Annotated in this window: 16 protein-coding genes; 5 read left to right on the top strand and 11 right to left on the bottom strand. The window is 32.5% G+C overall.

Annotated elements, in window-relative coordinates; genetic code table 11:
* Positions 1-2 precede the first annotated feature (2 nt).
* Both AC1RP4_RS02710 and AC1RP4_RS02715 read left to right on the top strand, forming a co-directional pair.
* The gene (locus AC1RP4_RS02710; RefSeq protein ID WP_481761278.1) at positions 3-989 is read left to right on the top strand and encodes an MBL fold metallo-hydrolase; all 987 of its coding nucleotides are present in this window, start codon (positions 3-5) and stop codon (positions 987-989) included.
* 49 nt (positions 990-1,038) lie between these two features.
* Positions 1,039-2,253 carry a multidrug effflux MFS transporter gene (locus tag AC1RP4_RS02715; protein WP_481761277.1) on the top strand — a complete coding sequence of 405 codons (1,215 nt, stop codon included), beginning with the start codon at positions 1,039-1,041 and terminating at the stop codon, positions 2,251-2,253.
* Between the two features lie 189 nt (positions 2,254-2,442).
* Here AC1RP4_RS02715 and AC1RP4_RS02720 read toward each other — a convergent pair whose 3' ends face one another.
* The gene (locus AC1RP4_RS02720; RefSeq protein WP_481761276.1) at positions 2,443-2,898 is read right to left on the bottom strand and encodes a Fur family transcriptional regulator; all 456 of its coding nucleotides are present in this window, start codon (positions 2,896-2,898) and stop codon (positions 2,443-2,445) included.
* A 131-nt stretch (positions 2,899-3,029) separates the two neighbouring features.
* Between AC1RP4_RS02720 and AC1RP4_RS02725 the strand changes: the two genes are divergently transcribed.
* Positions 3,030-3,710, top strand: coding sequence for a VIT1/CCC1 transporter family protein (locus AC1RP4_RS02725; protein WP_481761275.1), 681 nt, complete (start codon positions 3,030-3,032; stop codon positions 3,708-3,710).
* Between the two features lie 18 nt (positions 3,711-3,728).
* Positions 3,729-4,427 (top strand): VIT1/CCC1 transporter family protein, encoded by a 699-nt coding sequence (locus tag AC1RP4_RS02730; protein ID WP_481761274.1) that lies wholly within the window; start codon positions 3,729-3,731, stop codon positions 4,425-4,427.
* Positions 4,428-4,794: 367 nt separating this feature from the next.
* Here the strand turns inward: AC1RP4_RS02730 and AC1RP4_RS02735 are convergent, their stop codons facing one another.
* Both AC1RP4_RS02735 and AC1RP4_RS02740 read right to left on the bottom strand, forming a co-directional pair.
* The gene (locus AC1RP4_RS02735; protein WP_481761273.1) at positions 4,795-5,664 is read right to left on the bottom strand and encodes an alpha/beta hydrolase; all 870 of its coding nucleotides are present in this window, start codon (positions 5,662-5,664) and stop codon (positions 4,795-4,797) included.
* Positions 5,654-6,973 carry a PTS transporter subunit EIIC gene (locus AC1RP4_RS02740; protein ID WP_481761272.1) on the bottom strand — a complete coding sequence of 440 codons (1,320 nt, stop codon included), beginning with the start codon at positions 6,971-6,973 and terminating at the stop codon, positions 5,654-5,656. Before AC1RP4_RS02740 ends, AC1RP4_RS02735 begins: the two co-directional genes overlap by 11 nt.
* Positions 6,974-7,179: 206 nt before the next feature.
* On the opposite strand from AC1RP4_RS02740, the gene AC1RP4_RS02745 reads away from it, so the two are divergent.
* Positions 7,180-7,644: a transposase gene (locus tag AC1RP4_RS02745; RefSeq protein ID WP_481761271.1), complete on the top strand. Its 465-nt coding sequence runs from the start codon at positions 7,180-7,182 to the stop codon at positions 7,642-7,644.
* Between the two features lie 420 nt (positions 7,645-8,064).
* On the opposite strand, the gene AC1RP4_RS02750 is transcribed toward AC1RP4_RS02745, so the two are convergent.
* The 8 genes from AC1RP4_RS02750 to AC1RP4_RS02785 form a co-directional block, all read right to left on the bottom strand.
* Entirely contained in the window at positions 8,065-8,463 is a 399-nt protein-coding gene (locus tag AC1RP4_RS02750) for a hypothetical protein (protein ID WP_481761270.1), read from the bottom strand.
* A gap of 791 nt (positions 8,464-9,254) precedes the next feature.
* Positions 9,255-9,602 carry a 50S ribosomal protein L19 gene (rplS, locus tag AC1RP4_RS02755; RefSeq protein WP_057973468.1) on the bottom strand — a complete coding sequence of 116 codons (348 nt, stop codon included), beginning with the start codon at positions 9,600-9,602 and terminating at the stop codon, positions 9,255-9,257.
* A 130-nt stretch (positions 9,603-9,732) separates the two neighbouring features.
* Positions 9,733-10,464 (bottom strand): tRNA (guanosine(37)-N1)-methyltransferase TrmD, encoded by a 732-nt coding sequence (gene trmD, locus AC1RP4_RS02760; protein WP_481761269.1) that lies wholly within the window; start codon positions 10,462-10,464, stop codon positions 9,733-9,735.
* A gap of 2 nt (positions 10,465-10,466) precedes the next feature.
* Entirely contained in the window at positions 10,467-10,982 is a 516-nt protein-coding gene (gene rimM, locus AC1RP4_RS02765; protein WP_481761268.1) for a ribosome maturation factor RimM, read from the bottom strand.
* Positions 10,983-11,053: 71 nt separating this feature from the next.
* The gene (locus AC1RP4_RS02770; protein ID WP_409022598.1) at positions 11,054-11,299 is read right to left on the bottom strand and encodes a KH domain-containing protein; all 246 of its coding nucleotides are present in this window, start codon (positions 11,297-11,299) and stop codon (positions 11,054-11,056) included.
* 10 nt (positions 11,300-11,309) lie between these two features.
* Entirely contained in the window at positions 11,310-11,585 is a 276-nt protein-coding gene (rpsP, locus tag AC1RP4_RS02775; protein WP_409022599.1) for a 30S ribosomal protein S16, read from the bottom strand.
* Positions 11,586-11,724: 139 nt separating this feature from the next.
* On the bottom strand, positions 11,725-13,161 hold the full coding sequence (ffh, locus tag AC1RP4_RS02780) for a signal recognition particle protein (RefSeq protein ID WP_481761267.1): 1,437 nt from the start codon (positions 13,159-13,161) through the stop codon (positions 11,725-11,727).
* Between the two features lie 16 nt (positions 13,162-13,177).
* The gene (locus tag AC1RP4_RS02785) at positions 13,178-13,519 is read right to left on the bottom strand and encodes a putative DNA-binding protein (protein ID WP_409022601.1); all 342 of its coding nucleotides are present in this window, start codon (positions 13,517-13,519) and stop codon (positions 13,178-13,180) included.
* Positions 13,520-13,587: the final 68 nt, after the last annotated feature.

Below are 13,587 nucleotides of genomic sequence, written 5' to 3' on the forward strand. Positions count from 1 at the left end.
TAATGACCAAAATTAGTATAGTAAACAACTTATTTGATAGTAGTTCACAATTTAAAAGTTCACATTCAATCTTTCAATTTAACGTTAATTCACAACTAAATGAACAAGCAGACGCTCTTTTTCTTTCATACTTCTCAATAGATATCCATGAAAAAATTCTTGAATCTTCTATGATGCAAAAATTACCTATCTATTTATCCAAAGAGGCATTTGAATTAAAACAACAATTTGTCTTACTAGGTAAAATTAGTGAAACACACTTAAATTACAAAATTATTCCGATTAACACCGCACTAACTATTGGAGATTTTACAGTGATTGGTTTTTTATCAGATTCAGTACACACGGGTTCATTAGCTTTTTTAGTAGAAGATGAAAAGCAGAAGTACTCCTTCTTAGCTGGTGATACTCGCTTAGCTGGACCTCATAAAAAGAGAACGAAGAAATGGATTCACGACTTAAACCGACTACCTTTAGATGTTCTAATTTTAAATACTGTCGACACAACAGATACTAATTACTACACTGAAATTACGATTCTAGATCATCTCATTAAACTTTTAAAAGTCGAAGAATTAACTGCTATTAACGTTGCCAACGAAAATCTTTATTTAATTCATAAGTTAGCGACAGTAGCTAACAAGTTAGAAAAAATAATCGTACTAGATAAGCCAACCTCCCAATTATTGACGTATTTTTATCCTGATTCAGAAGTGATTTCATTAAATGATGCTACTTCTGTAGGAATTAAAAGGCATCCTGAGAAATATATCTTGGTAAATATAGAAAATAAGTTAGGCGATTTTAATTTGTCTACCCAAAATAGCTATTCACTGACCGATTTATTGGAAAATAATAAAGATAGTCTCCCAATCAATTCACATTTATCTTCATTAGAAGTACCTGAATTGTTAAATCGATTAACGCATAAACCTAAGCAACTTATATTGATAGACCAAAATTTTAACAATACTATTGTAACTTATTAATATTTATTCTATGGTATATTTATTAATCATTTAAAAGGACGTGAATTTGTTGGTTTTTTCTTATTTTAAAAATCCTAAAAAACATGAATTATTTTTAACCTTCTTATTAGGAACATTAAGTGCTTTTGGTCCATTATCATTGGACATGTATTTACCAGCATTACCAGTTATTCAACAACACTTACATACAACTGCATCGCTTACCCAGTTGACGATTACGACTTGTTTACTTGGATTGGCGCTTGGCCAATTAATAGTTGGACCCTACAGTGATAAAATTGGCCGTAGAAAGCCATTACTTTTGGGACTCATCTTGTTCGCTGTTACCTCTATCATCGCAGCAACAAGTCAGAATATAACAATTTTGGTTATTATCCGGTTATTGCAAGGTTTAGCGGGATCTGCTGGTCTTGTAATCTCTCGAGCAATTGCTAGAGACCTATACACCGGAAAAAAATTAACCAGTTTTTTCTCGCTCTTAATGGCTGTTAATGGAATTTTCCCGATTATTTCGCCCATACTTGGCAGTTTTATTCTAAAATTCACATCTTGGCGCGGTATCTTTGTTATCTTAACTGTAATTGGTTTTCTTTTATTTCTTCTTGTATTAGTGACGTTACCAGAAACTAACCAGATTGTGCCAGAGAAGTCGCAATCAAATACTGGTGATTCAACGAAAAAAATTCTTAAAAGTTTAATTTTTGATAAATTTTTCTTGAGTTATGCTCTAATTCAAGGCTTTATCTCAGGTGCAATGTTCTGTTATATTTCTGGATCATCATTTGTTTTACAAAATCTTTTTGGTCTATCCTCTAATATGTTCAGTTTAGTCTATGCAATTAATGGTTTAGGTATCGTTATAATGTCTCAATTAAGTTCACGAATTTCAGATACTTTTTCTGAACAGACTGGTCTAAAATTAGGTGTTTACCTTGCCTTACTTGGTAGTCTACTATTAACGACCTCATTATTTATTAGTAACTCGTTATTACTAGTGCTCATCAGTTTATTTTTAATTGTTTCAATGGTTGGTATCGTAAATACAACGGCCTTCTCATTAGCTATGCAGAAACAAGGGCAACACGCAGGAAGTGCTTCTGCCATACTTGGTGTTGGTATGAATCTAGTTGGAAGTATTCTTTCTCCATTCGTTGGGATTATGGGGGATCATTCTTATGTTCCAATGACAATTTTAATCTTACTGTGTGAAATTTGTGCCTTGGTCATTTACTTAAATATTTCCACAAAAAAAGCAGAACTATAAGTTCTGCTTTTTTTGTGGAAATATTAGTTTGTATAACGCAAAAACTTAATAATATAACTCTTTAATTATTTATACTAAAGGTGTGACATCTGATTTTGTACAGCTGTAACCTTTATGTAAAATGGGTACTATCTACAAATTGGTACTACCAACCATATTTTTAAAGCTTATTTTATCTACTGATATATATTATTTATTTTCTGTTAAACCCAGTTTTATTTGACATTCTGGACAATATCCAAACGTCTCGACATGTGTACTTTCAATTATATAACCACTTTTATTTTCCGCCTCTTGCTCTGCCTCATGAAAAGTTAATTCTGTAAATATATCTGTTATTTTGCCACAGTTAAGACAGATAGCATGATAATGTGGAATACCAAAATAATCGTAGCGCATTTTACCATCATCGCCATTAGACAATTCTATCACTAATTTTTGAGCAACTAATATTTGTAACGTATTATAAACGGTAGCTATGCCTAACCCTACGCTTCCATCTTTAATTCCGTTAAAAATTTGTTCAACAGATGGGTAGTTATGTTGCGTTACTAAATATTCAAGAATTATTTTACGCTGTGGTGTTATACGTACGCCACGTTCTTTTAAAATTTCTAAAGCCTGGTCAAGATTTTTATCGATCAATTTAACGACCCCCATTTTCTTAATTCACTCTGTTCATTATCTCATATTTCATAAAATATGTGGACTTTATCTATTGAATTGATTTATAATGATTATATATTTAGAATCATTATAACAAAGGAGAGAGAGTTATGTCTAAAAAATTATCTTTATCTCAGAAAATAAATGTTTTAAGAGCTAGTGTTATGGGAGCTAATGATGGTATTCTTTCCGTTGCTGGGATTGTCATTGGTGTCGCTGGCGCTACGAACAATAATTTTTCTATTTTCATTTCAGGTATTGCTGGTATGCTTGCCGGTACTGTCTCAATGGCTATGGGAGAATATGTTTCTGTAAGTACCCAAAAAGATTCGCAAGAAGTTGCTACTGCCAATTCCAAGTACAATCTAAAACATAATTATGATAAGGAATATAATTATGTTTATCAAAAATATTTTAAAACAGGTATTTCTTCATCCTTAGCATTAAAAGCTACAGATGAAATGATGTCGGCTAACCCATTAGATACTATTGTACGTGAAAAATATGGCTTTGATCCTAACGTCTATACGGATCCTTATGCGGCTGCGATTGCATCAATGATTTCTTTTCCGATTGGATCATTGCTGCCCCTACTTGCAATTACTTTATTCCCTGCTGAATTTAAGGTCATTGCCACATCTATTTCTGTCATTATTGCACTAGCTATCACAGGATTTAGTGCTGCAACTTTGGGTAACTCAAATCGGACAAAATCAGTTATTCGTAATATTATTTCTGGTATTTTAACAATGCTAGTCACTTACTTTATTGGTACTTTATTTGCTCATTAGGAAAGGACACTTAATTTCATGACATCTGAAACCAAAATTAAACAAAAAAAATACAAAACAATGGATGAAAAACTTAATTCACTTCGTGCAGGTATACTAGGATCTAATGATGGTATTTTAACTGTTGTAGGTGTCCTGTTCAGTGTTGCAGCAGCTACAACAGATAATTTCATTATTTTCATCGCTGGGTTAACTGATCTAATAGCTTGCGCATTTTCTATGGCAGCTGGCGAATATGCCTCTGTCAGTTCACAAAGTGACACCGAAAAAGCAGCTGTTGCCGTCGAAAAACAGCGTATGATTACGAGTCGTACTGATCAAATTCATGATGTTCAAAATTTTTATACGGCTAAGGGCGTTTCTGAAGAAACCTCTTTTGAAATTGCTACAGAATTAATGCAAAAAAAGCCACTAGAAACGATTATTAATGTTAAATACGGTCTCGAATTAGGACACTATATGAACCCTTGGGATGCCGCTTTTTCCTCACTAATCTCTGCAGCTTTAGGTGGTATTTTCCCACTACTTGCCATTATTATATTACCAAACAATTGGAAAATGATAGGTACAATTATTGCGGTTTCAGTAGCTGTAGCTTTAACTGCCTTTATTAGCTCCAAATTAGGTGATGGTAAAATTAAAGTTGCCATTATACGAAATATTATCATTGGTTTAATAACCATGTTAATTCATTATGGAATTGGCCAGTTTTTTTAGACATATCATTATGAAACCCCGCCCAAACTAGTTAAATATTTTTTCCCAACTTATTTGTTGTCATAGATACATTTTATATAGCGCATTAGCTTTCAAAATGTTTATAAATTTTGAACTAAACCACTTTATACTCTTAAAATTCATACAAAAAAGTTCTAATCACTTAGCGATTAGAACTTTTTTAATATCATTGATCAGCAATAGTTAACAAAGGCCTATATTTTATACTACTTTCAATAATTAAATACAACACTCGCCATCGACATTGTCTGTTTAATTGATATACTGTACATATTTAAGATCATTAAGACTATTTTTACAATGTGCAACTATACATAGTTCATCACAATAATAATCAAGCACTACTCTAAATTTTCTTATCATCTGGTCCACTATTTTTAGAATTTTGGGAAGCAATAATATACTGTTCAATTAAAGCAACAATTTGCTTATTTTGTGGTAAATCAGAATGTTCCGATTCATTTCCTGTGACAGTTATTTCTGTATAGGATTTCGCTTGATTTTGATAAATATATTTTCCGGCATTAACACTTTGATATGGAACAATTCCATCATTATTGTAATTATCTGTTCCAGCAATCGAGTACAACACTAAGTTAGTTGGAATTTTTTTTCGATTCTTTACAAAATCCGCTAACATCTGTGTTCTTGTACTCTGATTAGTTTCTTCACCATTATATGGTGAACCTATCGTCATTAACGTATTAATTGAGGCCGCTTTATCATCAAAATATTCTTCTAAAAATGTCGTATAAATAAGACCTCCGTTAGAGTGCCCGATACCATTAAATTGATTAAATTTATATTTATCAGCAAGATACGTAAACGCTATATCAAACCATTTAGCTTGTTTTTTTATACTATTATAGCCATTCGAATTATCTTCAAAACCAACAACTATGAAAGGTTGCATATCTCGTTTAGCTATTTTACCAGTAATTTTAAGTTTTCCAGTTTTCTGAACCGTTATCTTTAACAAACTATGCGTTCGATTTGTTGAAGTATTTAAAACATCAATCAATTCATCAAATCGATCTTGATTTGCACTGCTTCCTGGTATTAAAATAACTGGATTTAACTTTGAATTATGAATAATTCGGCTTGTTTTGACCTTTTTAGTGTTCCATGTATTTGCCGGTACGATAACAGCTAAAAAACAAGCTAAGATAGCTATCCAAATAAACACGTATTTAACTATTTTCCGTTTATTTTTCATTTAGCTTACCTCCATCAATATTCATTGCCTTATTATTTAATTTTACAAACGGCATATAAATTAAAACTGTAATAATAAGCACAATTCCTGATACAACTAATGTACTCCAATACCCATCAGTTCCTAAAAATGCCATTAATGGTGCTGGAGTCGTTTCAGGTAAGCTGTAAACTGCTGGAGGTATCCACTTAAAGTAAATACAGAAGTACCCAATCAACATTGAAACGATGGGTGATAAGATAAACGGAACCATTAAAATAGGATTTAAAATAATTGGTAACCCAAACATCAATGGAAAATTAATATTCACAAAGCTTGGAATAATTGATATTTTTGCTATTTTACGACTATTTTTATTTTTAGACATTATCAATATTGCTATAATTAAAGATAAGGTCATTCCTGTTCCACCAAAGCTACCAAAACTGTCATAAATTGTATGTATAGAGATAGGAAAAGGTACACCAAAAGACGTGCCATGCTTTAACGCATAACTTAAGTTACTGACAACCGAAGTATCATCTAAGCCGCCTTGTGCAATTCCTAAAGAACCAGAAATTCCTATACCAGATAAAACAGTATTGAAAAAGGATAAAAATAAAATAGTTATAATTAAATGCCTTGATTTAACTTCTGTTAATCTAAACATAGAATATAAGAGACCATTCACACCGATTTGATTAACCAATGAAACTAACATGACTAGTCCAATTAAAATCCCCAATATTATCACTATCGGCAACAGACTCTCTAAACCACGAGAAATAAATGTATATTGATCTACTTTTTCTTGCTTATTTTTAGGTGAAAACCATTTAAAGATATATCCTACAAAGACCCCCAAAATCAGTGAGATAAAAATCCCTTTAACACCTAACTCTTGAATCAAGAATGTCCCCTGATCACTATCAGGGTTTAAACTTGATAAATTATAATTCAAAATAAGCATCCCGACTGCCCCAGTGAATCCTGCAATTTGTTCATCTTTTTTAAAGGACCGAGTCATGTATTTTGCGCTCAAAAAAGCTGTCATTACTGCGATAAAACTCATTGTAACTGTATTAATAATTTCGAATATATTTGTTATGATTTTTTCATAAGGTAACCATGATGAAATATTATATACTTGATTAAAGAACCCTTGTTCTGATAAAACGCTAGAACTAAGCGCCATACTAAAACTTCCAATAATAATAAACGGTAAGATAATTGCAAATGTTTTTTCAATTGCTTGATAAACAAAAGTTTTTTTAAAACGTAAATCAACTCTTAACAATTTTTGCGAAAACGTCACCCATAGTTTATTCATTGAATAACCCCCTTATCTATTTTTTATTATAAACCAATAGTAACCCAACAACAAAATGTTAATTATAAACTTTGAGGGTGTACACTTTCTGGTGTTGGTAAAATAAAATTCATCAACACCAGTTTTTTATTCTGAAAACAAAAAAAGAGGCCACCGGCCCCTGCTATGATTAAGTTGCAAAACATAATCAAAAGCGAGGGATGCTGATGATCACAATTAATTCCGCACTATTACTATTAGGAACAGAAGACGAAAATATTAAGAAAATTAACGTTTCCGATGATTTTGTTAGAATAGTATCACGTAAAAGAAAAGTTAATATCATAGATGCACCATTAACATACATACCTCCAAGAGACCCAGATTGTGGCTATTTAACTATGATCAAAAATGGAACACGTTTAGTTAATGCTAGAATTTCTAGCGTAAATGGCTATGAATTTCATTTGCGATTACGGAACCAACGCTTTATTTGGGCTTCATGTCAAAGTGCGATTGATGCTGAAACACATAATTTTGTAGCGATACTGCCTAATCGTTTTAACAGTGTTATTAAGGAACATTTTTTTAATGCATATATTCTAAAAGAAAGACAATTTGTAACCTCTGTTGTTGTAGACCTGAATGCTCAATATCAAAGTATCATTCATCAACTATTCCCAAATGCTTAAATAATTATTGATCGTTTTCATTTAGTTTAACTGGCTGGTAAAGCCTTAGATTGTGTTCGTATAGATACTTTAAATCAGATAATTGATCATAAAAATAGAGAATATAAATCTTTAAAAACTCAGTTATTAGAAAACTATCAACCAAATAACAGTGAAATGGATACTGTAATAACCACTTTCATAAAGAATCCACATTATATTGAAAATATTTTTATCTTCAACTTATTAAAACGGTCCTATAGAAGGACTTAATCGAAAAATTAAAACACTTAAACGTAGCAGTTACGGTTTCGGAAACTGACATCATCTTTTTGAAAGAATTTTATTAATTCATAACTAAAAAAAGGAAATCCTTTTGGATTTCCCTTAATTAGATTAGACGTTTATTGTCTCACCATCACTATTTGACGCAGACCCAATTTAATCTACGCTTTTGATTATAAACAAAAGCCCTAATGTAATTCCCCATTCTATTACCAATATAATAATCAGTTCCCACAAAGGAATTATAGTTAATAACAAAAATGCACCACCTGGGAGTGAAAGTACTAATATACTCACTGTAATAATAAAAAAATATTTCCAAAAACGTTTTAAATATCTATTAGGCATTATAGCTAGGATTATTAACAATAAAAATGTTAATAATCCCATGACCACTGCCAAATCGTCCCATAATGTGCCTCCAAAATAATATGAAAATGGCGCTAATTTTCCATGTATTACTATACTTGGATAAATGAGACCACCATAACATAATCCACTAAAAAGAAGTAGTCCCCGAAGTATCCATCCGCTTGCTTCTTTAATTACTTTCATTTTAAAACCCCTCTCTCAGATTATTATGATGTTATTTTATGAATATCATTTGGCTTGAACGGACTACTAAAATTGCCAAGCAATCCATAATGTTTCTTTTTTCTATATGCCTCAACATGAGCACCCTTTTTGTATATTGCTGAAAAAAATCTTTCTTGCTCGCATGCTTTGCTTTGTCATCTTATGCAATCATTTCAGTAAGAGTAGTTTTAGCACCCGGCTTAACTTGATTTTCATATACAGGCCAAATAGATGAACTACACAAATCATAAAACTCTTGATAGTTCATATCCTATTGCTTAATTTTACCCTCTTTGACTCCTATATTATATGCTTTAGTTATATCACGGCTCATAAATGTATCCTGAGCATAAATATGATTAGGTACTAATAATACTGAACAAAACTTCATTAAAATAGCTATTACTTTAATACTTTTTCATTAACAACAATCTAACGCTATCATAATTTTAATGTTACTTCAAATAATTTAACTATAATATTAATCTAAGTTAATACTTTAAAAACTTAAAAAAGCCAGCCTCTTAAATTAATACTTTTTTCCGTAATGCACAAAAAGAATTAAAAAATTGATAAAAATATATCTATATGTTATTGAAAATATTAATTATAAACTTTAATTAGAAATCGAAAACTTATAATTTCTGCCCCTTTTCTGCCCCTTTTAGCGACTTTAATGCGACTTTTTGAAGCAAGGTTCAATTATATAGGTCTACCAAATTTTTAGACAAATAAAAAAGCCTTGATTACCAAGGCTTTTCAACGTCAATCTAACGGCGAGCTTCTTTAATACGAGCAGCTTTACCATTAAGGGCACGTAAGTAGTACAATTTAGCACGACGAACACGACCATGACGGATAACTTCAATTTTAGCAACACGAGGTGAATGCAATGGGAAAGTACGTTCAACACCGACACCGTTACTAATTTTACGAACAGTGTAACTTGAACTAATACCTTTACCACGGCGTTTTAAAACGACACCTTCGAAAAGTTGGATACGTTCACGTGTGCCTTCAACAACACGGGCGTGAACTCGAACAGTATCACCTGGGCGGAACTCAGGAATATCTGTACGTAATTGTGCTTCTGTAAGTTTTGCGATCATTGGACTCATAATTTGGATCTCCTTTTCAACAGAAATTCATTCACATTCACTATGCCAGCGGAATATCGTAATTTTATGTGGCTTTTAACCACTTTTAAAATTGTATCATATTACTTTATAGGCGTAAAGGTTATTTCCTTTACTTTCCAGATTTTATGTCAGCTAACCATTCAACTTGTTGTTTAGATAATTGAATATCTTTCAACAAATCTGGTCTTCTCTCAAATGTTCGTCTCAATGATTCTTTTTGACGCCATTCATCGATTAATTTATGATTCCCATTTGTTAGAACTTCAGGAACTTTCATCCCTCTAAAATCAGCTGGCCGTGTATATTGCGGATATTCTAACAAGCCGTTTGAAAATGAATCTCCGGGAGCAGATTCTTTATTGCCTAAAACTTCAGGTAACAATCGAACAGTCGCATCAATCATGACCATGGCTCCTAGTTCCCCACCCGTTAAAATGTAATCACCAAGTGAAACCTCATCAGTTACAAGTTCGCGGATACGTTCATCATAGCCTTCATAGTGACCACAAATAAATGTTAGATGTTCTTCTTTCGCAAATTCTTCAGCCACATTTTGGTCAAATTTACGTCCTGCTGGATCTAAAAGGATAACTTTACCTTTTGTGTCAGATTCCTTTTGAACAGCTTCTAAAGTGTCAAAAACTGGCTGTGCTTGTAATAACATACCTGCACCACCACCATATGGGTAATCGTCCACATGATTTTGTTTATCAGTTGTAAAATCTCTAAAATTAGTAATTTTTAAATCAAGAACGTCCTTATCAATTGCCTTACCAACAATTGATTGTTTCATGGGACCATCAAACATTTCTGGAAATAAACTCAAAACATCAATTTTCATATTTAGTCGTCCAATCCTTCTAAAAGTTCAACCGTTACAATATTGTTATCAATATCGACAGTTTTTATAACATCTTTAATAACTGGTAACAATAAATCACCCTGTCCCTGACGCTTAACAACCCAAACGTCATTAGCTCCTGGGCTTAAAATTTCATAAATAGAGCCAATTTTTTCTTCATTTTCATTTTGGACATCTAAGCCGATAATTTGATGGTAATAGTAATTACCTTCTTCTAATTCCCGAAGACCTTTATCAGCGACTTTAAGATCTAATCCTTTATACTTCTCAACCAGGTTAATATCTTGTAATCCTTCAAACGTCACGAGTTCAAAATTTTTATGATGTCTATAGGTCATAACCGTTAACGAAATAACTTGTTTTCCGCTCTTATCAAACAGATACAAGACGGTTCCCTTTTTAAAACGCTCAGAAACGAAGTCAGTTGTAGCCATAACTCTAACTTCTCCTTTGATTCCATGAGTATTGACGATTGTTCCTACTTGATAATAATCCATATTTACTCCTTTTTATTGTAAAATAAAAACTCCCAAACAAAACATTGCTGCTTCATTCAAGAGTTACTATTTTAATCTAATATGTTTAGACGCACTCGTTTCGAACTTGTTAAACGCACACCATAGATTATTGTTCTAATAGCTTGCGCAACTTGTCCGTGCTTCCCAATAATACGGCCAATATCATCTGAATTCACAGATAATTCAAAATAGACATAATGATCATCTTGTTTCTGTCCTATTTGGACATCATCAGGATTTTCAACAAGCGGTTTGACAATTGTTAAAATTAAACTTGTCACTTCTGCTTCAGTCATTTAATCGTCCTTATTTTTTAGAGAATTTAGCTTCATGGAATTTCTTCATGATGCCTGCATTTGAAAGAATGTTACGTACAGTATCTGATGGTTGTGCACCATTGTTCAACCAGTTTAAAATACTTTCTTCTTCAAGTGTTACTGTTTGTGGTTCTGTTAATGGGTTGTAAGTACCAACGTTTTCGATGAAACGGCCATCACGTGGTGAACGTGAATCAGCTACAACGACACGGTAGAACGGTCTCTTTTTAGAACCCATACGTTTTAAACGAATTTTTACTGACATTAATATACACCTCCTGATATCTACTTCAACAATAATTAATATACCAGTTATTTATCAGCTTGTAAAGGTTTTTTTCTTGACAGTTAAAATAAATTATCAAAATGTCCCTTAAGCCATACCAGTATTGGTTATTTAATGATTATTTTCTAGAGTTTTTATTTTTCTTCATACGTTTTTTCTTGTTTTTCTTGTTCTTACGAACCATAGAATTCATAGACATCTTAGCTAAGCGACCTGTTACGCCCTTGCCAAGCATCCCTTCCATACCTTCAAAATTACCGCTATTCATTTTCTTCATCATTTTCTTCATTTCGCCAAATTGCTTAATCATTCGGTTAACTTCAACAATTGGACGACCTGCACCAGCAGCAATACGTCGTCGACGACTGGGGTTCAAGATGTCTGGATTTTCGCGTTCTTTAGGTGTCATTGAGTATACTGTCGCACGCATATGGTCAATATCCTTGGGATCCATTTTAACATTCTTCATAGCTGGATTATTAGCCATCCCTGGAATCATCTTCATAATATCTTCCATAGGACCCATTTTTTGTAATTGATCCATTTGACTTAAAAAATCATTAAAATCAAATGTATTTTCTTGAAATTTTTCAGCCATTTTAGCTGATTCATTTTCATCAAAATCTTGTTGTGCTTTTTCAATCAGCGTGAGCATATCACCCATGCCTAAAATTCTTGATGCCATACGATCTGGATAGAATACGTCCAAATCAGTTAATTTTTCACCTTGTCCGATAAATTTAATTGGTTTACCCGTCACTGAACGAATTGATAACGCAGCACCACCACGAGTGTCACCATCTAATTTAGTTAAGACGACACCAGTAACATCTAATTGTTCATTAAAGCCTTTAGCAACATCTACCGCACTTTGTCCAGTCATTGAATCAACAGTCAAAAGAATTTCATTTGGGTTCGCTAAGGCCTTAATTTGAGCTAATTCGTCCATTAGCGTTTCATCAATTTGTAAACGACCAGCTGTATCAATAATAATGTAATCATTTTTATTTTCTGCAGCTTGTGCTAAACCTTGTCGAACAATTTCAACAGGGTTTACTTTTGTACCCAATTCAAAAACAGGTATTTCCAAATCTCGACCTAAAACTTGTAATTGGTCGATAGCAGCTGGACGATAAATATCGGCTGCTATCATTAAAGGTCTCGCATTTTCTTCTTTTTTTAATGTTAAAGCAAGTTTACCAGCTGTGGTTGTTTTACCAGCCCCTTGTAAACCAACCATCATAATAATTGTTGGTATTTTAGATGACTTGTTCAATGGAACAGCTGTTTCACCCATGACTTTAGTTAATTCTTCATTTACAATTTTGACGATTTGTTGTGATGACGTTAAACTCTCAAGTACTTCCGCACCAATTGCACGTTCACGAACAACCTTAACGAACTCTTTAACCACTGTAAAGTTAACATCGGCTTCAAGTAAGGCTAAGCGAATTTCACGCATAACCTCTTTTAAATCAGTTTCAGATATTTTACCTTTGCGACGGAGTTTCGTCATCGCATTTTGTAATCTTTCTGTTAATCCTTCAAATGCCATTTTTAACTACCTACCCTTACTCTTCGTCTAATTCTTCTAATTGATTAATTAGATCGGTTAATTTTTGATCCTCTTTATAAGTACTATCTGTGTATTGCTTAATTTGGTCTAATTTTTCATTACGTTGAATAAAATTATGATACAAATTCAACTTATCTTCATAATCTTCTAAAATTTTTTCTGTTCGTTTGATATTATCATAAACGGCTTGCCGACTAACATCAAAATTGTCCGCAATCTCACCAAGTGAAAAATCATCACCATAGTACATGGCCATATATTCAGCCTGTTTTTTAGTTAATAATGACTCATAAAATTCAAACAATGCATTTACTCGATTTGTTTTATCAATCGCCACTAAAAAAACTCCTTCGTTTTTGTTTCATTCAGTCCTACTTAGAAGGGTACCGATTTTAGCCCTAAACG

It is taken from the genome of Dellaglioa sp. CoH-56-MRSF-10 (genome assembly GCF_056782175.1).